The following is a 23,181-nucleotide window of genomic DNA, read 5'->3' on the forward strand; positions in this document are numbered from 1 at the left end:
TTCGTTTCCGACTCTATCAGACTCTTTCGTGTCCGATTCCCGGTCGAAGCGGGTTTCGCTTTCCAGGTTTCCGCTTTCGCGTTTCCCTTTCGGCGAGTCCGACTCTATCAGTGCTTTTCCTTCTCTCTGACCACTCACCGGTTTACCGAAAAGGCGTGCGGAAAGAATGGAGAGATCAAGATCGATACTGAGGAGGAGGAGTCCCGTCCACCGGCCGTTCGCGAGAAGTTCACACGAGGCGCCGTGGCGGGAGTCACGACAGTACAGGCCTGGCAGTGGCCAGGCAAATCGATTCAGGCGTATGGTCTAGTCCACCGGTCTAGTCCACTAGTCTCCGGTGCCAAAGGGCCGCCCGAGTCGGGACCAACACCGGGCGAACCCGTACAACCCGTGACTTATCCTTCTGAGAGTACGCCGTTCGCGACAGGTAGTGACGGCGACACGAAGAAGCCCCACCCCCTGGGAGGCCCCCATGACCAGCGTGACGTCCCCACTTGCCGGGCGCGCCATCGGACTCGCGGCAGTGCCCGATCCGGTGTTCTCCGGCGCGATGGTGGGACCGGGCACGGCCATCGATCCCGCGCGCGACTCCTATGAGGCGGTGTCCCCCGTCGACGGTGTGGTCGTCTCCCTGCACCCGCACGCGTACGTCGTCGTCGACAGTGACGGGCACGGTGTGCTCACCCACCTCGGGATCGACACCGTGCAGCTCAACGGCGAGGGCTTCGAGCTCCTCGTCAACAAGGGCGACACCGTGCAGCGCGGCCAGGTCGTCATCCGCTGGAACCCTGCCGCGGTCGAGGCCGCGGGCAAGTCCCCAATCTGCCCGGTCGTGGCGCTGGAGGCCTCGGCCGAGTCCCTCTCCGACGTCGCCGAGAGCGGCGACATGAAGGCCGGGGACGTTCTCTTCAACTGGAAGTGACACGTCCGCCTGACCCCTCCGTCCAAAGAGGCGCGAGTCGGACATCCACCGCGGCGGCTTCGGTCCGCCGCTCAATCGGAGACGGGTGAAATGGAGACAACGCTGCGAGGCGTCGGCGTGAGCCACGGTGTGGCGATCGGCGAGGTTCGGCACATGGGCACGGCGGTTCTCGAGCCGCCGGCCAAGCAGATCACCGCGGATGAGGCGGAGCGCGAGCAGGGGCGCGCCCGTAAGGCCGTGGAGGCTGTCTCGGCCGACCTGATCGCGCGCGGCCAGCTGGCCGGTGGCGAGGCTCAGCACGTGCTCGAGGCCCAGGCGATGATCGCCACGGACCCCGAGCTGATGGCGGACGTCGACCGGCGCATCGCCGTCGGCAGCACCGCCGAGCGCGGTGTGTACGACGCGTTCGCCTCCTACCGCGACCTGCTCGCGGGGGCCGGCGAGTACATGGCCGGCCGGGTGGCGGACCTGGACGACGTCCGGAACCGCATCGTGGCGCGCCTGCTGGGCGTGCCGATGCCGGGTGTCCCGGACAGTGACGAGCCGTACGTCCTGATCGCGCGGGACCTCGCGCCCGCCGACACCGCTCTGCTCGACCCGACGCTCGTGCTCGGCTTCGTCACCGAGGAAGGCGGCCCGACCAGCCACAGCGCGATCCTCGCGCGGGCGCTGGGCGTGCCGGCGATCGTGGCGCTGCCCGGCGCCAGTGAGATCGCCGAGGGCACCGTCATCGCCGTCGACGGCAGCACGGGTGACCTGTTCGTCGAGCCGACCGCGCAGAAGCGGGCCGAGCTGGCGGCAGCGGCGGCCGAGCGGAAGGCGGCGCTGGCCGCCTCCTCCGGCCCGGGCGCCACCTCCGACGGTCACAAGGTGCCGCTGCTGGCGAACGTCGGTGGTCCCGCCGACGTGCCCGCTGCCGTCGAGGCCGGGGCGGAGGGTGTGGGCCTGTTCCGCACCGAGTTCCTCTTCCTGGACGACAGCAAGAAGGCTCCTTCCGAAGAGAAGCAGATCGAGTCCTACCGCAAGGTGCTCGAAGCCTTCCCCGAGGGGCGGGTCGTCGTACGCGTCCTGGACGCGGGCGCCGATAAGCCGCTGGACTTCCTGACTCCGGCCGACGAGCCGAACCCGGCGCTGGGCGTGCGCGGGCTGCGCTCGCTCCTGGACCACCCGGACGTGCTGCGTACGCAGCTCACCGCGCTGGCCAAGGCCGCCGAGGGTCTGCCGGTCTACCTCGAGGTCATGGCTCCGATGGTGGCGGACCGGACCGACGCGAAGGCCTTCGCCGACGCCTGCCGTGAGGCCGGGCTGCGGGCGAAGTTCGGCGCGATGGTGGAGATCCCCTCCGCCGCGCTGCGGGCGCGCTCGATCCTGCAGGAGGTCGAGTTCCTCTCGCTGGGGACCAACGACCTCGCGCAGTACGCCTTCGCCGCCGACCGGCAGGTCGGCGCCGTCTCCCGGCTCCAGGACCCGTGGCAGCCGGCGCTGCTCGACCTGATCGCCATGTCGGCGGAGGCCGCGAAGGCGGAGGGCAAGAGCTGTGGCGTCTGTGGCGAGGCGGCTTCCGACCCGCTGCTGGCCTGTGTGCTGACCGGTCTCGGTGTCACCTCCCTGTCGATGGGTGCGGCTTCGATTCCGTACGTGCGGGCGACGCTCGCGAAGTACACGCTCGCCCAGTGCGAGCGGGCCGCTGCCGCCGCGCGTGCGACGGACACCGCCGAGGAGGCCCGCGTGGCCGCCCAGGCGGTGCTGTCCGGCGAGTAGCCGGTCGGTGCGGCCCGTCGCCGGGTCGTTGTCGTGTCGAGGGGCCTTCGCCGGTGGCGGGGGCCCCTCGGCCGTTGGCCGCGGCCTACCCGTGCGGGCCCGGGTCGTCCACCTCGTAGCCCGGGCAGTATTCGACGCCCGGTTCGGGGGCGACGGGGTCTCCGGTGTCGGCGTCGGTGCAGTAGGCGTTGAACACGGCGGCCGCCGAGAGCGCGGTGAGGCGGCCGCGGTCCAGCCGCCAGCCGTGGACCCGGTCCCGGCAGCCCTCGGCGGTGCTCCGCAGGACCAGTCCGCCGGGGCCGCCCAGGGCGAGTCCGGCGGCCAGGACCGTCACGAAGTCGAGGCTCTGCCGGCCCTCCACCTGGGGCAGGGCCTCCGGATCCCCGGACGTCTGGGCGTGCAGGACGGCGACGAGCTGTTCCGTCTCGGTCGGGACGCTGCAGACGAGGTGGTGGTGGCCCGGTTCGGCGTCGGCGAGCAGGCGCCTCAGTGCGGCGGCCGCGCGCTCGAAGGAGGCCTGGCCGATGTCCTCGCCGCAGTCCGCGCAGCTGCCCACCTGGGTCAGCAGGGTGGTGGCGTACTCCCAGGTGGCCTGCCGGACGGCCTCGTCGACGAGGAGCGGGACGAGCTCGTCGACGGGCTGGCCCGCGTAGGGCAGCCCGGCCCCGGCTCCGGCGAGTTCCGCGGTGAAGCGCGTGCGGGTTTCGGCGGTGTCGGGGTCGAGGCCGTGGTCCGCGCAGTAGTCGGCGTACTCCTCGGGGTCGAAGAGGGCGACGGTGGTGTGGATGGCCTGGGCCGCGAGGGAGCGGAGCAGGCCGTCCACGTGGTGGAGGTAGTCGGGGTAGTCGGTGGGCTGGTCGAAGGCGAAGCTGCGGTAGCCGCACATGGCCGCGAAGTCCTCGGCGTCGGCGAGGAGGCCGACGGTACTGGGGACTTCGCGGCGCAGCGTACGGCGCCTGCTGGTGCTGTTCGTCCGGCTGGTCCTGCTGGTCCGGCTGGTCCGAGTACTGCTGTTGCCGTTGGTGCCGGCGTGGTTCGTCGGTGGCATGGCTGGCTCCCCCTGAGTATCGCCATCACTTGCTCACTCAGAGTAATCACCGCCACTGACAGTGGCCGGTCTCAGCGGCGGGTGCGGGCCAGCTCCTCGTAGAAGTGGAGGAGGTCGAGGTTGTCGACCGAGCCCGGGTTGACCGCCTTGGCCATCGGCGTGCCCTGGAGGAGGCGCTTGACGGGGACCTCGATGCGCTTGCCGGTGAGGGTGTGCGGGATGCCCGGGACCTCGATGATCTCGTCGGGGACGTGGCGCGGGGAGAGTTCCTCGCGGATCGTCGCCTTGATGCGGGCGCGGAGGTCCTCGTCCAGGGTGGCGCCGGGGGCTAGGTGGACGAAGAGGGGCATCCAGTAACCGCCCTCCGGCTCCTCCAGGCCGATGACCAGGGATTCCTTGATCTCCGGGAGCCGCTCGACGGCCTCGTAGATGTCGGCGGAGCCCATCCGGACGCCCTGGCGGTTGAGCGTGGAGTCGGAGCGGCCGTGGATGATCACCGAGCCGTGGTCGGTGATGGTGATCCAGTCCCCGTGGCGCCAGGCTCCGGGGAACATCTCGAAGTAGCTGTCGCGGTAGCGGCTGCCGTCGGGGTCGTTCCAGAAGTGGATCGGCATGGACGGCATGGGGTTGGTGACGACGAGTTCGCCGACCTCGCCGATGAGCGGCTTGCCGGACGGGTCCCAGGACTGGAGGTCCGTGCCGAGGCAGGCGGCCTGGAGCTCGCCGATGTGGACGGGCAGGGTGGGGACGGCGCCGGCGAAGCAGCTGCAGACGTCGGTGCCGCCGCTGACGGAGGCGATCCAGAGGTCCTCGGCCACCTCGTCGTGGAGCCAGCGGAAGCCGTCGGGCGGCAGCGGGGAGCCGGTGGTGGCCACGCACTTCACGGCCGAGAGGTCGAAGTCGCGGGAGGGGTGGACCTCGGCCTTGCGGCAGGCCATCACGTAGGCGGCGGATGTCCCGTACAGGGTGGCCTTCGTCCGCTCGGCGATGCGCCACTGGGCGCCGGTGTCCGGGTAGCCGGGGCTGCCGTCGTAGAGGACGACGGTGGTGCCGGTGAGCAGGCCGGAGACGAGGAAGTTCCACATCATCCAGCCGGTGGAGGTGTACCAGAAGAACCGGTCCTCGGGGCCCAGGTCGCAGTGCAGGCCGAGCTGCTTGAGGTGTTCCAGGAGGATGCCGCCCTGGGACTGGACGATGGCCTTGGGCAGGCCGGTCGTACCGGAGGAGTACAGGACCCAGAGGGGGTGGTCGAAGGGGACCGCCTCGAAGACGGGAGCGGTGTCGCCCGACGTCAGGGCGGACCAGTCGAGGGCGCCCTCGGGGGCCGGCGTGCCGAGCAGCGGGATGTGGACGACGGCGCGCAGGGAGGGGAGTTCGGCGCGGAGCTCGGCGACGGTGTCGCGGCGGTCGTGCTCCTTGCCCCCGTAGCGGTAGCCGTCGACGGCGAAGAGGATCACCGGCTCGACCTGCTGGAAGCGGTCCAGGACGCTGCGGGCGCCGAAATCGGGGGCGCAGGAGGTCCAGACTCCGCCGACGGCGGCGGTGGCGAGGAGGGCCACGACGGCTTCGGGGATGTTGGGGAGGTAGCCGCTGACCCGGTCCCCGGGGCGTACGCCGAGGGCGCGCAGTTCGGCGGCGAGCGCTCCGACCTGGCTGCGGAGCTCGGCCCAGGTGACGGGGGTGGCCTCGTGGGTCTCATCGACGTGCAGCAGGGCGGGGTCCCCGGCGCGGGCCGGGTCCTCGGCGGCGCGCAGGGCGTGCTCGGCGTAGTTGAGGGTGGCGCCGGTGAACCAGCGCGCGCCGGGCATGGAGCGGTCGGCGAGGACGGAGGTGTACGGGGTGGTGAACCGGACGTCGAACCAGTCGGCGACGGCCTGCCAGAAGGTGTCGAGCTCGTCGACGGACCAGCGGTGCAGGGCGGGGTAGCCGCCGTCCGCCGGGGCCCCGTACCGCTCGGCGGCCCACGCCTGGAAGGCGGTGATCCGGGCCGCTGCGATCCGGTCGGGGCCCGGGGCCCAGAGGGGTTCCGGCTGCGTGGCTGAGGTCATGGGTCGGCTCCCGGTCAAGTCTGTGGCTCGCGCTTCGTGTGCGTACGGTGCCATCGCGCGGCGGGTGGGTGCGCGGCGGCTCACAGGGGACCATGCCACGTGATCGACATCCGCACCAGAGTCGTCATCGCCGCTCGCGGGGCGGGGGGCATGTGGGCCGCCACCGGTCGCCAGTGATCGCCTGCGGGTGAACGGCAGTTGAACGCATCACCTGCGGCCGGGGCCCGGTGGCAGGGTGATCTCCATGGACGGTCGTGATCTGGTGCGTGCGGTCAAGGACATCGGTACGGAGCGCGGACGGCGGGCCCTGCTGTCCGCTTGGCGCCACCGGCGCGCGGATGCGGTGGGGCTCCCGCGCCGGGGCGCGGAGCGGGCGCGGGTGCCGGGGCTGCTGACCGGTACGGAGCCGCGGCCGGGCGGGGGCGTGCTGCGCTTCGCCCGCTCGGAGCTGCTGGTACGGGTCACCGTGGGCGGCGCGGTGTTCTGGGGCTGGGACGGGGCCGGGCCGGAGCCCTCGTACGCGGTGGTGGGCGGCGGGCCGGAGCCGGATCCGCGGGCCGTGCTGGAGCCGGACACCGAGGGCGGCTGGCGGGTGGTGTCGGAGCGGGTGACGGTGGCGGTGTCGCGGCACGGCGCGGTGGAGGTGCGCACCCCGGGCGGGACGGTGCTGCGGCGGGAGCTGCCGCCGCGGTGGTGGGAGCCGGTGGAGGGCGCCGAGGGGGCCGGGGCGCGGTGGTTGCAGCGCAGCGAGGTGCCGGCGGACGCGCGGTTCTTCGGGCTGGGCGGGCGGGCGGCGGGACCGCGGCTGCGGGACGGGGTGTACCGGCTGTGGAACACCGACCCGAGGGGCGGTTTCGGGCCGGGGGACGATCCGCTGTACATCACGATGCCGGTGCAGGTGGTGGTGGCGGACGCGGGGACGCACCTGGTGTTCCACGACAACTCCTGGGACGGGCGGGTGACGCTGCGCGAGGGCGAGGAGGGGGCGGGCTCGGGGGCGGACCGGCAGGGGTCGAGCGAGCTGCGCGTGGAGGGCGGGCCGCTCAGGTGCTGGGTGCTGACGGGGACGCCGGCGCGGGTGCTGCAGGGCTGGTCGGGGCTGACGGGAGCGGCGGCGGTGCCGCCGGAGTGGGCCCTGGGGTACCAGCACGCGCGGTGGGGGTTCGGCAGTGCGGCTGAGGTGCGGCGGGTGGCCGCGGGCTATGCGGAGCGCGGGCTCGCGCTGTCGGCCGTACATCTGGACATCGACCACTACGACGGCCACCGGGTCTTCACGGTGGACGAGGAGCGGTTCCCGGATCTCCCGGGGCTGGCGCGGGAGTTGGGTGAGCGGGGGGTGCGGCTGGTGTCCATCGTCGATCCGGCGGTGCGGGCCGGGGACCCGGTGCACGCGTCGGGGCTGGAGGTGGGGGCGGGCGGGGCCTTCGTACGGGACGCGCGGGGCGTGGAGGTGCGCGGCGAGGTCTGGCCGGGCTCGTGCGCGTATCCGGACTTCACGGATCCGGCGGTGCGGGAGTGGTGGGGCGGGCTGTACGAGGAGCGGCTCGCGCGGGGCTTCGCGGGTTTCTGGCACGACATGAACGAGCCGGTGTCCTTCGCCCCGTTCGGGGACGCCACGCTGCCCCGGTCGGCGCGGCACGCGATGGACGGCGCGGGCGGGGACCACCGGGAGGGGCACAACGTGTACGCGCTCGCGATGGCGCGGGCGGGGTGGGAGGGGCTGCTGCGGCTGCGGCCCGCCGAGCGGCCGTTCCTCTTCTCGCGGTCGGGGTGGGCGGGGATGCAGAGGTACGGGGGCACGTGGTCGGGCGACGTCGAGACCAGCTGGGACGGGCTGCGCGCCTCCCTCGCGCTGGTGCTGGGGCTGGGGCTGTGCGGGGTGCCGTACTCGGGGCCGGACGTGGGGGGCTTCGGCGGGTCGCCATCGGGCGAGCTGTACCTGCGGTGGCTCCAGCTCGGGGCGTACCTGCCGCTGTTCCGGACGCATTCGGCGCTGTGGGCCGGGCCGCGGGAGCCGTGGGAGTTCGGGCCGGAGGTGGAGGAGCACGCGCGGGCGGTGCTGGCGGAACGGGAGCGGCTGCGGCCGTACTTCGTGACGCTGGCCCATCTGGCGCGGCGGACCGGGGCCCCCTATGTGCGGCCGCTGTGGTGGGGGGCGCCGGAGGAACGGGGGCTGCGGGACTGCGAGGACGCGTTCCTGCTCGGCGACGCGCTGCTGGTGGCCCCGGTGCTGGAGTGCGGGGCTGACCGGCGGGCGGTGAGGCTGCCGCGGGGGCGGTGGTACGACACCGCGACCGGGGCGGCGTACGAGGGTCCGGGCCAGGTCCTGCTGGACGCCCCGCCGGGCCGGATCCCGGTGCTGGCACGGGCGGGCGCGGTGCTGGCGATCCGGGCCGGTACCGGCGGCGGGGACGGGGCCGGGGAGGGAGCCGGGACCGGGGCGGTGACCCTGGAGGCCTGGGCTCCGGCGCGCGGGCGCACCGGCGGCGGGGTGGTGATCCGGGACCCGGGGCCTGGCTTCGAGCCGGGCAAGGTGGAGCGGTACGTGGTGCGCTGGCTCGGGGACGCGGTGGTGGTGGAGGACGAGTCGGGGAACGCGGTCGAGGACGTGGTCGTACGGGGGCTCTGACGCCCCTGGGGGCTGTCGCCGAGGTCCCGTCCGAGCGGCCCGGGTCAGGCGTAGCTGCCCGCGAACCAGTTGGCGGCGGCCCGGGTGTGGAGGGGGAAGGCCAGTTCCGCCGGAGCCCGGAGGATGTGCCATCCCGTGGTCTCGTCCGTCGCCGTCGAGGCGGGCAGGGCGGCGGCCTGGCGCGGTGGCAGGAGGCCGAAGAGCAGCAGGTGGCCCGCCGGGGAGCTCAGGGCGTCGGCGAGGGCGACCTCCTGGGCGTCGGCGGTGATGCCGGTCTCCTCGCGGAGTTCGCGGACGACGGCCTCGCGCCAGTCCTCGCCGAAGTCCATGAACCCGCCGGGCAGGGCGACCCCGCCGAGGGCCGGTTCGATGGTGCGCGTGATGACGACGAGGCCGGTGCCGTGCTCGTCCTCGACGGGCAGGAGGGTGACGGCGACCGGGAGCGGGTTGCGGTAGGCGGTGGCGCCGCAGGCGGTGCAGGAACGGGGCCAGGCGGTCGAGCCGTACGGCGCTCCGCAGGTGGAGCAGTGCGAGTCCTTCAGCTGTGCCGGCATCCCGCGATGGTATGCCAAGGGGTATGAGGATGACGGTTGTTACGGGGTTGGTGGCGGTGCTGGCCGGCGGGGCGGCGCCGCCCGGGTTCGCCGCGCTGCACGAGGTGGACCCGAGCATCCGCCAGGACATGCGGTACGCCGGTGCGCGGAATTTCACCGGCGGGGTGGTGGACGGGTACGAGGAGCCCGTCTGCCTGCTCGGCCGCAGCGCCGCGGAGGCGCTGCGGCGGGCGCAGCGGGGGTTGTTGCGGCGCGGGTACACGCTGCGGGTGTACGACTGCTACCGGCCCCAGCGGGCGGTCGACCACTTCGTGCGGTGGGCCCGGAAGCCCGACGGCCCCGGGGACGCGCGGACGAAGGCGGAGTTCTATCCGAACGTGGAGCGCGGCCGGCTGATTGCCGAGGGGTACATCGCGGAGAAGTCCGGGCACAGCCGCGGGAGTACGGTCGACGTGACCCTCGTGGAGCTCTCGGGGCGGGAAGTCGACATGGGGACACCCTTCGACTACTTCGATCCGCTCTCGCACACGGATGATCCGCGGATCGGGGCCGCGGCCCGGGCGAACCGGCAGCTGCTGAAGCGCGCGCTCGGGGAGCAGGGGTTCGTCAACCTCCCTGAGGAGTGGTGGCACTTCACCTTGCGGCCCGAGGCATTCCCCGACACCCATTTCGATTTCCCGGTCGCTGTCGCCGCCGTGCGGCCGTGAGTACCGTGCCCATATGACATTCAGCTCGTACGAGGAGTTCTGGCCCTACTACGTCGCCATGCATTCCCGGGCCGCCACCCGCTGGGTGCACCTCGCCGGGACCCTCACCGGTCTCGCCGTGACGGCCTACGGGCTGGCCCGGGGCCGCAAGCGCTATCTCGCGGCACTCCCCCTCATCGGGTACGGGACGGCCTGGCCCGCGCACTTCCTGATCGAGGGGAACAATCCGGCGACCTTCGGGAATCCGGGGTGGTCGCTGCGCGGGGACGCGCAGATGATCCGGATGATGCTGGCCGGACGGGACGCGGAGCTGGCCGAGATCGCCCAGAAGTGGCTTGCCGAGAACCGGTGACCGGGCCGGTCCTCCCGTGGCAGACTCCTGACGATGCGTCAGATTCGGCAGGGGAGGGGTCTTGGCACAGACACGCACACCCGTCGTGGACGGGTGGTTCACCGAGCACGGACCGGACGGCGGCTTCCGGCTGCTCGGCACCCGGTGTTCCGCCTGCACCACCGTGTACTTCCCGCGCGAGGACGCGTACTGCCGCAACCCGCACTGCGCGGGCGGCGGCGAGCTCGCCGAGGTGCCGCTGTCCGCGCGCGGGCGGGTCTGGTCCTACACCGACGGGCGCTACCGGCCGCCCGCCCCGTACGTGTCCGACCCGGACGCGCCCTGGGAGCCGTACACCCTGGTCGCGGTGGAGCTGGCGGCCGAGGGGATGGTCGTCCTGGGGCAGGCGGCGCCCGGGGTGACCGTGGCCGACCTGGCCGTAGGGATGGAGGTCGAGGTGGAGGGCGGCGTACTGAACGAGGACGCCGGGACCGCCTGGACCACCTGGCGGTTCCGGCCGGTCGCCGCCGCGGGAGCCGGGTCGTGAGCGCCGACGTCGCCGTCCTCGGCGCCGGGATGCACCCGTGGGGGAAATGGGGCCGCAGCTTCGTCGAGTACGGGCGGGCCGCCGCGCGGGCGGCGCTCGCCGACGCAGGTCTGGACTGGACGGACGTGCAGTCCGTCGTCGGCGCCGACACCGTGCGCTCCGGCTACCCGGGCTACGTGGCCGGGGCGACCTTCGCCCGCGCCCTCGGCTGGCAGGGGGCGCGGGTGACCAGCGTGTACGCCGCCTGCGCTTCGGGGGCGCAGGCGATCGGGGCGGCCCGCGCGCAGATCCTGGCCGGGCTGGCCGACGTCGTGCTCGTGGTGGGGGCGGACGCCGCGCCCAAGGGCTTCTTCGCACCGGTCGGGGGCGAGCGGCCGGACGATCCGGACTGGCTGCGCTTCCGTGTGCTGGGAGCCACCAACCCGGCGTACTTCGCGCTGTACGCGCGCCGCCGGATGGCCGTGTACGGGGACACCCCGGAGGACTTCGCCCAGGTCAAGGTGAAGAACGCGGCGGCCGGGGCGCTCAACCCGAAGGCCCGCTACCGCAAGGCCGTGACCGCCGACGAGGTCGCCGCCTCGGCCGTCGTCGCCGATCCGCTGCGGCTGCTGGACATCTGCGCCACTTCCGACGGGGGCGCGGCCCTGGTGCTGAGCAGCATGGACTTCGCGCGCTCCCGCGGGATCGCGGACCCGGTGCGGATCCGGGCCGTGTCCACGGTGACGCCGACCTATCCGCGGACCGTCCTGGACCTGCCCGACATCGCCACCGACTCCTCGGTGGCGGTACGGCCGGCGCCCGGCTCGTTCCGGTCCTCGATCGCCCGCGCCGCGTACGAGGAGGCCGGGCTCGGGCCGGACGACCTCTCGCTCGCCGAGGTGTACGACCTGTCGACCGCGCTGGAGCTGGAGTGGTACGAGGACATCGGCCTGTGCGGGGAGGGCGAGGGGGCGAAGCTCGTACGGGAGGGGGCGACGGCCCTCGGCGGGCGGATCCCCGTCAACACCAGCGGCGGGCTGGCCTCCTTCGGTGAGGCGGTCCCGGCGCAGGCCATCGCCCAGGTGTGCGAGCTGACGTGGCAGCTGCGCGGTACCGCCGGGGACCGCCAGGTTCCCGGGGCGCGGGCCGGGATCACCGCCAACCAGGGGCTGTTCGGACACGGGTCGGCCGTGGTCGCCGTGCGCTGAACAGCGCGTGTTGTCGGGATGCTTGACGGCCCCCTGCGCCGGGTTCACACTCGCTCCACAGTCCCGCGCCGCGACCGGGACCCCGTATCCCCCCATGAGAGCCGCGGCCCGTACCCCAGTCGGCGGGGGTACGGGCCGCCTCCATGTCAGGCCCCCGGTGTCAGGCTCCGGCGGCGCGCGCGGGCCAGCGACATCGCGTGTTCCACGACCCCCACCAGGACGTCCTTCACCGACTCCCGGTCCCGGGCGTCGCACAGGAGCACCGGTACGCCGGGGTCGAGGTCGAGGGCCTCCCGTACGGTCACGACGGGGTGCCGGTCCGCGCCGTCGAAGCAGTTGACGGCGACCACGAACGGGATCTCGCGCCGCTCGAAGTAGTCGACGGCGGCGAAGCAGTCCGCGAGGCGGCGGGTGTCGGCGAGGACCACGGCGCCGAGGGAGCCCTGGGCCAGTTCGTCCCACAGGAACCAGAAGCGGTCCTGTCCCGGGGTACCGAACAAGTACAGCACCAGGTCCTCGCGGAGCGTGATGCGCCCGAAGTCCATGGCCACGGTCGTGGTGCTCTTGCCCTCCACTCCCCCGGTGTCGTCGATGCCGATGCCCGGTTCCGAGAGCTGTTCCTCGGTCCGCAGCGGCCTGATCTCACTCACCGCACTGACCAGGGTGGTCTTGCCCACCCCGAAGCCGCCCGCGACCAGGATCTTCAGGGTCAGCGGCTCGACCGGCGACACGGCGTGCATGGCACCGGTGCGGCTAGAGCGCCCGAAGGCCATCGATCACCTCTCGCAGAATGGATTCATCGGGGAGTTCGGCCGGAGGTACCGGCCGGGTCACGTGGACCAGTTCGTCGTCGAGCAGGTCGCCGATCAGGACCCGGACGACCCCGACCGCGAGGTCGAGGTCGGCCGCCAGTTCCGCGACCGACTGCGGCCGTCCCCGGCACAGTCCCAGGATGTGGGCGTGTTCCGGGGACAGGGTCATGTCCCAGACCGGATCGTCGGCCGCCGGTTCGGCGACGACGAGCGCGATCAGGTCGAGCCGGTGCTGGCCGGCGTGGCTGGTCCGGCCGCGGGTCATCGCGTACGGGCGCACCACGGGGCCCGCGTCGTCGTCGAACCAGTGCGGGTGCTCGTAGCCCTGGACCGTGACCGGTGTGCCGGGCCGGGCGCCGGCTCCGGTGTCGGCGGGGAGGCCGGCGGGGTGGTCGGTGGGGTGGTCCTGGCCGGAATCGTTCATGCCGTCCGACTCACCCTCCGGTTGGCAGCCCGGTGCGCGGGGCGGTCGCCAGGTGGTCGCCCACTCGCTTGACCATCAGCGTCATCTCGTAGGCGACCTGCCCGACGTCGGAGTCGGCGTCGGACAGGACGGCCAGGCAGCTGCCGTCGCCGGCCGCCATGACGAAGAGGAAGGCCTCGTCGAGCTCGACGACGGTCTGGCGCACGGTGCCGGAGTCGAAGTGCCGGCCGACGCCCTTGGCCAGGCTGTGGAAGCCGGAGGCCACCGCTGCCAGGTGCTCGCTGTCCTCGCGGGTCAGGTCCTTGGAGCTGCCGGTGGGCAGGCCGTCGCCGGACAGGACCACCGCCTTGCGGATGCTGCCGACCCGGTCGACGAGCTCGTCGAGGAGCCAGTTGAGCGGGCCTGAGCCGCGGCCCCTGCTGTCGTTGCCGGTCTGCGGTGCGGTCATCGACCGTCCCCTTCGTTTTCGTTCTCGGAGCCGGGACCGCCGGCGGCGGGGGTGCCTGCCTCGGCCCCGGACTGCTGCTGTGCGTGCTGGTTGCGGCCCGCCGTCCAGCCGCGCTGGAGCGCGGACATGCGCGACCGCACCTCCTCCGCGTCACGGTCGGGTACGGGGTCCGCCTCGGGGGCCGCGGAGGCGGGCGCCGCGGAGTTCTTCAGCTGGGGGGCCAGGCTCGCCTGACGGACCCGCCGGGGCAGCGCCGTGCCGCCCGGGCCGGTCTTCATGGCGTCGCCCTCGGGTCCGGCGGCAGGCTGCGGAACCACGGAGACCGGGCGGGGCTCCACGCGGCGGCCGTGCTCGGCGACCAGCGTCGGGGTGGGGCGGCGGCGCGGCAGCGGCACCGCTCCGGTGGTACGGGCGCCGTCGGGATGGGCCGCGTCACGGCGCGGGGTCTCCAGGCGGACCGGACCGGTGGGGGCCAGCGGCTCGCGGTCGCCGCCCGGGCGCCGGTCGTGGCGCCCGGCGTGCCGGTCCGCGTCACGGTCGCGGTCGCGGGTGCCGTCCCGGTCGCGGAAGCCCTCGCGGTCGCTCTTCCAGGCACCGCCCCGCTCCACGTGCCGGTCGGTGTGCGGCCGGTCCGCCGGGCGCAGCCCGAGCAGGGCGCTGCGCGGGGTGCCGTTGGGCGGGGTCTCGTCGTCCAGGGTCGCCATGGCCGGGCGGGCCGCGCCGCCTGCCGGGCCGGTGGCCGGGTCCGGGGCGGCGGGGTCGTCGAGGCCGTCCACCGCGTCCAGGCCGAAGGCCCCGAGCGGGGCCTCCAGTTCGACCGGGCGGCGGAGGTCGGCGGCCGGGAGCGGGCGGCCCGAGGGGACGCGCTCCACGACGCCGGGTACGGTCCGGGCGGACTGCCCGGCCGGGATCGTGCGGGGCCTCGCGGCCCGGGCCTTGGCGGGGTCCAGCCGGACGCCCGTGCCGTTGGTCCCGGGGGCCTCGGTGAGCAGGGCCGCCGGGAGGAAGACCACCGCGGTGGTGCCCCCGTACGGGCTGCGCTGGAGGACCACCTTGACGCTGTGGCGCTGGGCGAGGCGGCTGACGACGAACAGGCCGAGCCGGTCGGTGTCGGAGAGTTCGAACTCGGGGGTCTCGGCGAGCCGGAGGTTCGCGTCGAGCAGCGCCTCGGGGTTCATGCCGAGGCCGCGGTCGTGGATCTCCAGGGTGAAGCCGTTGGCCACGCGTTCGCCGTGCACCTGGACGGCGGTGTGCGGCGGGGAGAACACGGTGGCGTTCTCCAGCAGTTCGGCGACGAGGTGGGTGACGTCGGCGACGGCGGGGCCGGCGATCCCCAGGCGCGGCAGGCGGCGCACCTCGATGCGCTCGTAGTCCTCGACCTCGGCGACGGCGGCCCGTACGACGTCCATGAGCTGGACGGGCTTGCGCCACTGGCGGGAGGGCGCGGCGCCCGAGAGGATCACCAGGCCTTCGGCGTGGCGGCGCATGCGCGTGGTCATGTGGTCGAGGCGGAAGAGGTCGGCCAGCTCCTCGCTGTCCTCCGTACGGCGTTCCATGGTGTCGAGGAGGGTCAGCTGGCGGTGCAGCAGGACCTGGTTGCGGCGGGCGAGGTTGACGAAGACCTCGGAGACGCCCCGGCGCAGTTCGGCCTGTTTGACGGCGGCCTCGACGGCGGCGCGCTGGAGCGTGTTGAGTGCCTGGCCGACCTGGCCGACCTCGTCCTTCTCGTACTCCAGGCGGGGCGCCTCGGTCTCCACGTCCACGTGTTCGCCGGCGGCGAGGCGGCGCATCACGCCCGGCAGCCGGACGCCGGAGGCCTCGTGGGCCTCCTTGCGGAGCCGGGAAAGGTCGCGGACCAGGTCGCGGCCGATGCGTACGGAGAGGACCAGGGAGACGGTCAGGGCGATGAAGCCGAGGACTCCGGCGACGGCTGCCTGGACCAGGACGTCCATGGCGACGGGTTCGACGCGCTTCTGGTAGCGGTCGCCTGCGGCGGTGCCCATGGTGGCGAGGTCTTCGAGGACCTGGGCGGCGGCCTCGTCCCACTGGGCGGAGGTGACGCGGGGGTTCTTGACCGCGCCGCCGGTGAGGAACCGTTCCTCCGCGTCGCGCAGCGCCTTGGTGTCGGGGCCGGCCCAGTACTCCTCGAACCGCTGGCGGTCGGCGGCCGGGAGGATCGCGAGGTTGAACTCGTACAGCAGCGTGCGGTTGGCGGCGAAGTCGGAGACGTTGCGGATGTCGGCGGCGCCGACGCTGCGGGCGGCGAGGGCGGAGGCGATGACGGCGTCCTCGCGCGAGAGGGCCTCGCGGGCCCGGGTGATGCCGACGAGGGCGCGTCCCTGCTTGTCCATCTCGACGTCCTCCAGCGCGTGGAGGTTCATCAGGAACTCGTAGCAGGGGTCGACGAGGCGGCTGTAGAGCTCCAGTGCCTGGCTGGGGTCCAGGGTGTTCTGGTCGACGGAGCGGCGCAGGGCGCTGATGCCGTGGAACGCGGCGAGGATGGAGCGCAGGCGCTGGGCGTTGGGGGCGCTCAGCTCGTCGGTGACCTCGGGGTCCCGGGCGTTGGCGCTGATCCGTTCGACGACGTCGTCGGTGGCCGCGCGGTGCTTGGCGAGTTCGGCGGTCGCGGTCGCGGCGCGGGGGTCGCCGAGGACGACGAGGCTCTGGCGGCGTTCCTTCTGGACGACGCGGACGACGTCCTCGATGGGGTACCCGACCTTGTCGATGACGTAGGCGACGTCGAGGAGTTGGACGGCCTGACGGCCGGTGATGACCGTGGCGAAGCCCCAGAGGGCGGTCAGGGAGACGAGCGGCACAAGGAGCAACGCCACGATCTTCCGGCGGATGGACTTCCCGCGAAAGCGCATGGCCTCCCCAGCCTCCCCCAGCTCAACCCCGTTGTCGGAGGTCGGTGTTCCGTCATTTAAACGGCGTGAGCCTACTACTGACACGGAGCGGCCTCGAAGGGGTGTCCGGACGTTTTCGGCCGGACCCCTGGACGAAGATCACCAGTTGTCCGATACTTCCGGTCAAGAGCGGCCCGATATGTGGCAGATGACACTCCGTGGGGCCTCGGTTCCCGCAACCGGATGGATGGCTGGAATTATTCGTTCCGGCAGCACCCCGTCCGGTGAGGTGTCCGCGATTCGGGAATCTCTCGCCGACGCCGTACGTCTGTCTGTTCGAGGGACGCATGGGGGCGGACGTCTGGGTAGACGTCCAGTGCAGGTGTTCCGGACGACGTCGGGGGCGGGCAGGATGACGGACCGCGTGGTGGGGAGTGGGCGGACCATGAGCAGTGACGCAGGGGACGGCGGCCGGGCCGGTGTGCCGGGGCGCGGGCTGTGGGTGGAGGAACCGGCCCGCCGGCGCCGGATGCCGGATCCGGTGCGGACCTCGGCGGTGCGGGCGGTGCTGATCGTGGCCGTGACCCTGACCCAGGCGACGATCAGCTTCTTCCTCGCGCTCACCGGATCCTGGCTGGCCTTCCCGATGGCGCTCGGCGCGGTCGCGGGGACGATCGTGGCCACCTGGGGCGTCCTGGACGTGTGGATCACCCGGCAGACGTGGAACCAGCGGTACGGGGTCCTGTCCGCGCCGAGCAGCACGGCGCGGGCCCGCCGCCGCGAGGCCCGCCGGGCGGCCAGGGCCGCCCGTGCGGCGCGCAAGGCGGGCCCGGCCCGAATATCCCGCGAGGACGGGCCCCTCGCGGCCTTCGGCCGACGCTGACCGGCCGCCGGACCGGAGTACGGACCGGCCCCCCGGCGGACGGAGGCCGGCGCAGCGGGCCGAAGCCCGGGAGGCACCCCGGCGCCGAGCGGTGCGAGGCAGTCGTGAAGAAGGCGTCCGGACGGCGTCGTCAGGACGGCATCAGGAAGACCTCAGCCGCGGCGGAACATGCGGGTGGCCGTGATCTCGCCGTGGATGGTCTCCCCCTCCGGGGACTGCTGCGGCAGGCCCGGGCGCAGGTGTTCCTCCACGCTGATGTACTTCAGGCCCGCCCTCAGGTCCGCGTCGTTGCGCAGCCGGATGACCAGCGGGAACTCGGCGAGGGCCGTGGTGTCGAACAGGCCCGTCGTGTACAGCAGCTGGACGCCGAGCGCGTCGGACACGGCCCGCTGGAGTTCCAGCAGGTACGTGGCGTTCGCGCGGCCGATCGGGTTGTCGAGGAACAGCGTGCCCGCGTGGCGGTGCTTGTCGCGGCCGCGGTCGTTGCTGCGCAGCGCCGCCATCGTGCAGTACAGGGCGATCGCGGCGGTCAGCAGCTGCCCGCCGGAGAAGACGTCGCCCATCTGCCCGACCGGGACCCGCTCGGCGCGCAGCACCGCGTCCGGCTTGAGGATCTCGACGGAGATGCCCTTGGGCTCCAGCGCCGCCTGCACCGCGCGCAGCAGCAGGGACATGCCGTCGCGGCGGCCCTCGCCGAAGGAGGCCGCGCTGTTCTTCTTCACCGCCGCGCGGGTGGCCTCGTCGATGACCTCGCCGAGGCGCTCGGTGAGCGTGGCCTGGTCGGGCTCCTCGAAGCGGATCCGCAGGAACTCCTGGCCCGACCACTCGCCGAGGCCTTCCGGCAGCTGCGACAGGCGCTGCGCGGAGCGCAGGGTGGCCAGGGCCGATTCGACGAGGCCGCGCAGCCGGTCGACGATGCTGTCGCGGTTGCGCTCCAGCTGCGCCAGTTCGTCGGTGAGGACGCGCAGCCGGGGCGCGAAGGCCGCCGCCCAGGCCGCCGCGTGTTCGGGCAGGGCGGAGGCGGGCAGTTCGCGGATCTGCTGGCGCGCGGGGGTGCGTACCTGCTCGTAACGGGTGGCGTTGGCGTGCCGGACCAGGATGTCGCTCGCCTCGCGCACCGCGGACTCGGCGGCCGAGAGCTCGGCCGCGCAGCCGCGCAAGGAGCGGCGGGCCTCGGCGGCGGACTGCCGGGCCTCCTCCAGGGTGCCCGGGTGGGCCGCCGGCTCCTGCTCGTCCTCCGGGTGCGTGTGGTCGCGCAGCAGGTCCCGGAGCATGGCCGCGGTCTCGTCGAAGCCGCCGGCGCCGTCCTCGGCGGCCCGGTGGGAGCGCAGCAGGTCGGCGTGGGCGGACCGGGCGTGTTCCACCGCGGCGGTGTGCGCGGCGAGCTGGGCGGTGGCCGTACGCAGCAGGACCTGCGCCTGGTCCACGTCCGCCGGGACCAGTTCCTCGGGCAGTTCGGTGTGCGCCCCGCCCTCGGCGGGGGCGTGCCGCTCGGCCTCGCCGCGCAGCCGGCCGAGCTGCTCGCTGGCCTGGGAGGCGCGGGTCTCCAGCATCTGCACGAGGGATTCGGCGCGGGCGGCGGCGGCCTGGCGGGAGGGGCCGTCGGCGCCGTCGGTGCCTTCGAGGAGCTGGGCGGCGCGGGTGCGGACCTTGTTGGTGAGGCGGTCGAGTTCGGCGAGGGCCGCGCTCTCGTCGCTCTCGGCGCGGGCCTGTTCGGCGCGCAGGTCGGCGCCGACGCCCACCTTCTCGTAGAGCTGGGAGGCGGCGCGGTAGGCCTCGCGGAGGTCGGGCAGCGGGGCCTTGGGGGCGCCGTCGTCCTCGGGGAGGGGGTCCGGGGCGCCCGCGATCTCGGCTCGCTCCGCCCGCAGGGCGCGGGCGGTGCGCCGGGCGTCGTCGGCGGCGCGCTGGGCGGCGCGGCGGTCCTCGTCGGCGGCGCGGGCCCGGTCCAGGCAGACCTCGGCGCGGGCCTCGGACTCGGCGGCCTCGTCGGCGAGTTCACGGAGCTTCGCCTGCCAGCCGGCGCGTTCGCGCAGCCGGAAGGCGAGGCCGGCGAGGGCGTCGGCGGCTCGGCGGGCGCGCTGGGCGGCGTCCTGGCGCTCGTCACGGACGCGGGCGGCGTCGGCGGCTGCCTCGTCGGCCTCGGCGCGTACGGTACGGGCCTCCGCGAGCTCGGCGTCGGCCTCCTCGGCGAAGGTACGGGCGGCCTCGGCCTGCTGCGCGAGCTCGGCAAGGCGGCCGGGCGGGCAGCCGGTGCGCCAGGAGGCGAGGCGGGCGGCGAGCTCGCGGTCCCCCGAGAGGCGGGCGGCCAGGTCCCGGATCTCGGCGTCGCGGTCGGTGGCCCGGGTGCGCAGCGCCTGGCGTTCCTCGTCGGCGGCGTGCTCGTCGTGCATGGCCGGGTTCGGCGGGACGAGGAACACCCCGGAGGCCGCGTCGTCGCCGGCCGGGGGTACGGGCGCCAGCAGGGCGGCGGCCGTGCCGACGGCGACGGTGGAACGCGGCAGCAGGGCGGCGGCGGACAGGACCTCGCGGGCCCGGCTGTGGGTGTCGGGGTCGGTGATGACGACGCCGTCGACGAGTTCGGGGCGGGCGGCGAGGACGGCGATGTGGTCGGCGGGGTCCACGGACTGGGCGAGGTAGCGCCAGCCGGGGAGGGCGGGGATGCCGTGCTCGCCGAGGTACTCGACGGTGGCGAGGACGTCGGGGCCGGGCGGCAGCAGACCGCCGTCGCCGAGCGCCCCGAGGATGCGGGCGTCGTCGGCGGCCGCGGTGCGCAGCTCGAACAGCTGGCGCTCCGCCGAGGCGACTGCGTCGGTGAGCAGCCCGCGGAGGTCGTCGGCGTTCCGGTCGAGGTCCGCGACCGTGAGGCCGCCCTCGCCTCCGGCGGTTTCGGTGTGGCCCGGCGCCGGGGTGTCGGAGCCGACGGCTCCCCTGCTCCCGGCGGCGTCGGCGGCAGCGGCCTCGGCCCCGCCCGGGGCTCCCGTGCCGGCCGGCGTACCGGTGCGCGGGTGCGGGAAGGCCGGGGCGGAGGGCAGGCCGAGGAGCTCGGCGAGACGCGGGGAGGCGGCGAGGGAGGCCGCCGCCCGGTGCTCGGCGTCGTGGGCGGCTTCGGCCGCGTCGGCGGCGTCCGCGGCGCGGGCGGCGGTGAGTTCGGCGCGGGATTCCGCGGCGGTGGCCTCGCGGGCGGCTTCGGAGGCGGTCCTGGCGGCTGCGCGGGCCTCGTCCCAGGCGGCCACGGCGGTCTGCTCCGCGTCGGCGGCGGCGAGGGCGGCGCGCGCCGGGTCGGCGTCGGGGGCCGAGTCGTCGAGCCAGCCCGCACGGACGGCTTCGGCGGTCTCCTGCTGGACCTCGCCGAGGCGGGAGCGGAGGTGTTCGGCCTCGCTGCGGGCCCGCTGGGCGGCCGTGGCGGCGGCGGTGGCGTCGCGGTGCGCGGCCTCGCCGGTTGCCTGGAGTCCGGCGGAACGCTCCTCCTCCTCGTTGGCCACGCCCTCGCCGTGCTCGGCGGCGGTGTGCAGGGCCCGTACGAGGTCGGTGGCGGCCGTGGCGCGGGCGGCGAGCGCAGGGGCGGCGTCCCGCTCGGCTTCCAGGATCGCGGCGGCGACCCGGGCGGAGCGGTCGGCCGCCGCACGGTGGCGCAGTACGGTCTCGGCGGCCTGCCAGGCGGAGTGCAGCGTGCGGGCTTCGAGGAGTTCGCGGCGCTGGGCGGCCGCGGCCTTGTCGGCGACGGTCAGGGCCAGCGAGGCGTGCCGGTAGGCGAGTTCGGCGGAGACGGCGGCGCTGCGGGCGCGGGCCGATTCGGCGGCGGTGACCTCGTGGGCGGCGCCGGTGACGCGCTGGGCGAGGTCGGCGGCGCGGCCGCGTTCCTCGGCGGCGCGGGCGGACAGCCGCCGGGCCAGGGTGCGCGTACGGCGTTCCGCGCCGGCGTGGACGTCACGGAGCCGGGAGCGGGTGCCGGCGGCCTCGACGATCTTGGTGAGCAGGTCCACCGAGCCCGCGGTGAAGTCCCGTTCGGCCATCAGCTCGGCGCGGCGGCCGAGCTTGTTGCCGAAGCCGTGCACGAGGTCGGCGAGGCCGTCGGTGTCGCGGGTGTCGGTGACGGCGCGCAGCAGGAGGTCGGTGAAGTCGGAGTCCTTCTTGACCGCGAAGAGACCGGCTGCCTCGCCCTCGTCGGCGTTCATCTCGCGCTGGTAGCGGAAGAGCTCCGGGTCGAGGCCGAGTTCGGTGAGGTGCTCGTTCCAGCGGTCGTGGATCTCCTCCCAGCCCACTTCGAGGTGCGGGTAGGCCTTGCCGGCCTCGGTGAGGGCGTCGCGGAAGCCCTTCATGGTGCGGCGACGGCCCTGGGCGCCGGAGGCGCCCTCCACGGACGGGCGGACGGCGGTGGCCTCGGCGACGGGCAGGTTGTCGAGGCTGAGGCCGGGGCCGGGGCGGAAGGAGTACCAGGCCTCGGCGAACTTGCGCGGGTCGTTGGAGACCTGGCGGCCGCGCCATTCGCTGACCTTGCCGACGACCAGGCACTCGCCGGTCTGGGTGTGCTGCCACTCCAGGGCGACGTGGCCGCAGTCGTCGGCGAGGAGGAACTTGCGGAGCACGCCGGAGCTGGCGCCGCCGAGGGTGTTGCGGTGGCCCGGGAGCATCACCGAGAAGATCAGCTTGAGCAGGACGGACTTGCCGCCGCCGTTCTCCAGGAACAGCACGCCGGCGGGCGCGGGACGGCGCGGCGGGCCGGTGGGCTCGTCCTCGAAGAACTCCGCCTGGGTCGGCGCCGGGTGGGGCACCGGCTCGCCGACTCCGCGCAGGTCGAGCACGGTGTCGGCGTAGCGCGCACCGGCGGGCCCGATGGAGTAGAGGCGGATCCGGGACAGCTCGTACATGGCGGCGGACTCTCGTGGTGTCTGGGTGAGGCAGGGCGTACGGGGATCAGGACTCAGGCGTGGAAGGGCAGCCCGGCGTCGGCGGCCAGCTCCAGGTCGTCGCCCTCGGGCGGCGGCAGGAGGGTGGCGGAGCCGTCGCTGACGGGGACCACGCCGAGTTCCAGGAGCTCGGCCATCGCCGCGCTGCCCGCCATGTCGCGGACCTGGAGCTGGTAGCGGGGGGTGGTGCGGTAAGTGCCTCCGGCGTCGTCGCCGGTGCGCTGGAGGAAACCGGAGTCGGTGAGGAAGGCGGCGGCCTTGCCGACGATGCCGGTGGTGGACCCGGCCAGGCGGCGGGCGTCCTTGGTGGCACCGGTCGCGCTGCGGCGGGCGTAGACGCGCCAGGCCGCCTCCAGGCCGGGGGCGTCGGTGGCGGGGTCGGTGTTCTCGCCGAGTTCCTCGGCGCGCTCCTCCAGGCGCCGGCAGGTCTGGCGGACGAAGGCGTCGACGCCGTTGACGGTGACGCGGCCGATGTAGCCGTCGTCGGCGAGGTCCTCGGGGCGGGGGAAGGCGAGGGCCGCGACGGCCAGGTGCGCGAGGCCGTGCAGGAACCGGTCCGCGGAGTCGGCGGCGGTGCGGCGGGCGTAGTCGCCCATGCGCACGGCGAAGACGGAGTCCTCGCCGGCGGCGACGGCCATGCCCGCGCGGGGGGACACCTCGAGGACGACGAGGCCGAGGCCGGTGGCGACGGCGTCGGCGAGCCGGCCGAAGGCGGGCTCCTCGCGGTAGCGGCGCAGCAGCTCGGCGTACTCGGCGTCGCGGGCGGGCAGCAGCTTGGGCTGGAGCCCGAACGCGACGAGCCGGGCCGCGTCCGCGGCGTCCGCCGGGGTCAGTGACCCGGCGGGGACGGACGCGGCGGGAGCCGACGGCGCTTCGGGCTCGCTCCACGCGGGGTGCTCGGCGTGGTGGTCGCTCACGGGTGCGTCTCCTCGGCGGTGCGGGTGCAGGTGGTGCAGGTGCAGGTGGTGCGGGCCGTGCATGTGGTGCGGACGGTACGGGTGGTGCCGGCGCGTCCGCTGCGTGGCGGTGCGGCGCCTTCGGCGGTGGTCGGACCCTGTCCCCCACCCCGCCCCTTCCCGAAAGCGGGGGCAGGCCCCCGTTTCAGCCTCGCCGGCGTTTGAGGCGCG

General features: G+C 74.2%; 17 protein-coding genes. 8 read left to right on the plus strand and 9 right to left on the minus strand.

What is annotated here, in order from left to right; all coding sequences use genetic code 11:
- Window positions 1–472: 472 nt before the first annotated feature.
- Both AB0D94_RS35075 and ptsP read left to right on the plus strand, forming a co-directional pair.
- Window positions 473–922 (plus strand): PTS glucose transporter subunit IIA, encoded by a 450-nt coding sequence (locus tag AB0D94_RS35075; RefSeq protein WP_362060986.1) that lies wholly within the window; start codon window positions 473–475, stop codon window positions 920–922.
- Between the two features lie 90 nt (window positions 923–1,012).
- Window positions 1,013–2,683 carry a phosphoenolpyruvate--protein phosphotransferase gene (gene ptsP, locus AB0D94_RS35080; protein WP_362060989.1) on the plus strand — a complete coding sequence of 557 codons (1,671 nt, stop codon included), beginning with the start codon at window positions 1,013–1,015 and terminating at the stop codon, window positions 2,681–2,683.
- Window positions 2,684–2,768: 85 nt separating this feature from the next.
- Here ptsP and AB0D94_RS35085 read toward each other — a convergent pair whose 3' ends face one another.
- Together AB0D94_RS35085 and AB0D94_RS35090 are read right to left on the minus strand one after the other, a co-directional pair.
- Complete coding sequence (locus AB0D94_RS35085) at window positions 2,769–3,731, minus strand: hypothetical protein (protein ID WP_362060992.1); 963 nt, start codon at window positions 3,729–3,731, stop codon at window positions 2,769–2,771.
- Window positions 3,732–3,802: 71 nt separating this feature from the next.
- A complete protein-coding gene (locus AB0D94_RS35090; protein ID WP_362060995.1) occupies window positions 3,803–5,779 on the minus strand; it encodes an acetoacetate--CoA ligase in 1,977 nt (658 codons plus the stop codon).
- Window positions 5,780–6,023: 244 nt separating this feature from the next.
- On the opposite strand from AB0D94_RS35090, the gene AB0D94_RS35095 reads away from it, so the two are divergent.
- Window positions 6,024–8,408, plus strand: coding sequence for a glycoside hydrolase family 31 protein (locus tag AB0D94_RS35095; protein WP_362060998.1), 2,385 nt, complete (start codon window positions 6,024–6,026; stop codon window positions 8,406–8,408).
- A 44-nt stretch (window positions 8,409–8,452) separates the two neighbouring features.
- Here AB0D94_RS35095 and AB0D94_RS35100 read toward each other — a convergent pair whose 3' ends face one another.
- The gene (locus AB0D94_RS35100) at window positions 8,453–8,962 is read right to left on the minus strand and encodes an NUDIX domain-containing protein (protein WP_362061001.1); all 510 of its coding nucleotides are present in this window, start codon (window positions 8,960–8,962) and stop codon (window positions 8,453–8,455) included.
- 29 nt (window positions 8,963–8,991) lie between these two features.
- Here AB0D94_RS35100 and AB0D94_RS35105 point away from each other — a divergent pair, with 29 nt between their 5' ends.
- From AB0D94_RS35105 to AB0D94_RS35120, 4 genes are all read left to right on the plus strand, one after another.
- Window positions 8,992–9,669: a M15 family metallopeptidase gene (locus tag AB0D94_RS35105; RefSeq protein WP_362061004.1), complete on the plus strand. Its 678-nt coding sequence runs from the start codon at window positions 8,992–8,994 to the stop codon at window positions 9,667–9,669.
- 13 nt (window positions 9,670–9,682) lie between these two features.
- Window positions 9,683–10,021: a DUF962 domain-containing protein gene (locus AB0D94_RS35110; protein WP_266938054.1), complete on the plus strand. Its 339-nt coding sequence runs from the start codon at window positions 9,683–9,685 to the stop codon at window positions 10,019–10,021.
- A gap of 61 nt (window positions 10,022–10,082) precedes the next feature.
- A complete protein-coding gene (locus tag AB0D94_RS35115) occupies window positions 10,083–10,547 on the plus strand; it encodes a zinc ribbon domain-containing protein (RefSeq protein ID WP_362061009.1) in 465 nt (154 codons plus the stop codon).
- Window positions 10,544–11,734, plus strand: a complete 1,191-nt coding sequence (locus AB0D94_RS35120; RefSeq protein ID WP_362061012.1) for a lipid-transfer protein — start codon at window positions 10,544–10,546, stop codon at window positions 11,732–11,734. The genes AB0D94_RS35115 and AB0D94_RS35120 overlap by 4 nt, the downstream gene beginning before the upstream one ends.
- Before the next feature lie 146 nt (window positions 11,735–11,880).
- On the opposite strand, the gene AB0D94_RS35125 is transcribed toward AB0D94_RS35120, so the two are convergent.
- The 4 genes from AB0D94_RS35125 to AB0D94_RS35140 are packed head-to-tail and all read right to left on the minus strand — an operon-like array spanning window position 11,881 to window position 16,285.
- Window positions 11,881–12,507 carry an ATP/GTP-binding protein gene (locus tag AB0D94_RS35125; protein WP_362061015.1) on the minus strand — a complete coding sequence of 209 codons (627 nt, stop codon included), beginning with the start codon at window positions 12,505–12,507 and terminating at the stop codon, window positions 11,881–11,883.
- Complete coding sequence (locus tag AB0D94_RS35130; protein ID WP_362061018.1) at window positions 12,488–12,970, minus strand: DUF742 domain-containing protein; 483 nt, start codon at window positions 12,968–12,970, stop codon at window positions 12,488–12,490. The genes AB0D94_RS35125 and AB0D94_RS35130 overlap by 20 nt, the downstream gene beginning before the upstream one ends.
- A 10-nt stretch (window positions 12,971–12,980) precedes the next feature.
- Window positions 12,981–13,418 (minus strand): roadblock/LC7 domain-containing protein, encoded by a 438-nt coding sequence (locus AB0D94_RS35135; RefSeq protein ID WP_031146667.1) that lies wholly within the window; start codon window positions 13,416–13,418, stop codon window positions 12,981–12,983.
- Complete coding sequence (locus tag AB0D94_RS35140) at window positions 13,415–16,285, minus strand: nitrate- and nitrite sensing domain-containing protein (protein WP_362061022.1); 2,871 nt, start codon at window positions 16,283–16,285, stop codon at window positions 13,415–13,417. Before AB0D94_RS35140 ends, AB0D94_RS35135 begins: the two co-directional genes overlap by 4 nt.
- 424 nt (window positions 16,286–16,709) lie before the next feature.
- On the opposite strand from AB0D94_RS35140, the gene AB0D94_RS35145 reads away from it, so the two are divergent.
- On the plus strand, window positions 16,710–17,147 hold the full coding sequence (locus tag AB0D94_RS35145) for a hypothetical protein (RefSeq protein ID WP_362061025.1): 438 nt from the start codon (window positions 16,710–16,712) through the stop codon (window positions 17,145–17,147).
- A gap of 152 nt (window positions 17,148–17,299) precedes the next feature.
- Here AB0D94_RS35145 and AB0D94_RS35150 read toward each other — a convergent pair whose 3' ends face one another.
- Window positions 17,300–22,015, minus strand: a complete 4,716-nt coding sequence (locus tag AB0D94_RS35150; protein WP_362061028.1) for a hypothetical protein — start codon at window positions 22,013–22,015, stop codon at window positions 17,300–17,302.
- A gap of 53 nt (window positions 22,016–22,068) precedes the next feature.
- Entirely contained in the window at window positions 22,069–22,971 is a 903-nt protein-coding gene (locus tag AB0D94_RS35155; RefSeq protein WP_362061031.1) for a hypothetical protein, read from the minus strand.
- Window positions 22,972–23,181: the final 210 nt, after the last annotated feature.

It is taken from the genome of Streptomyces sp. NPDC048255 (assembly GCF_040652415.1).
GTDB lineage: Bacteria > Actinomycetota > Actinomycetes > Streptomycetales > Streptomycetaceae > Streptomyces.